This window comes from Phytoactinopolyspora endophytica, assembly GCF_004138495.1.
GTDB lineage: Bacteria > Actinomycetota > Actinomycetes > Jiangellales > Jiangellaceae > Phytoactinopolyspora > Phytoactinopolyspora endophytica.
In genome coordinates this window covers 199793-200020 of the sequence record NZ_ML142853.1, presented here as the reverse complement: position 1 = coordinate 200020, position 228 = coordinate 199793, and the positions used below count along the sequence as shown (strand labels likewise).

The following is a 228-nucleotide window of genomic DNA, read 5'->3' as shown; positions in this document are numbered from 1 at the left end:
GAGTCCGGCGGGACGAGACCGACGACGCACCGCGCGACGGTGGTCTTCCCTGAGCCGGACTCGCCGACCACCGCCACCGTCTCATCCGGCCCGACGTCCAGGTCGACCCCGGCGACGGCCGTGACCGCGGGAGCACCGGCGCCCAGCAGCTTGCGGCCGCCGCCGAACGTCACCCGCAGGTCCCGGATCCGCAGTCCCGATGCAGTCTGCGTGCCCGATGCACCCGGC

1 protein-coding gene is annotated in these 228 nt (G+C 75.0%); it reads right to left on the bottom strand.

The window, feature by feature from the left end; genetic code table 11:
• Positions 1-228: ATP-binding cassette domain-containing protein (locus ELR45_RS37570; protein WP_205856521.1), on the bottom strand; the 228-nt coding region annotated here is incomplete at both ends.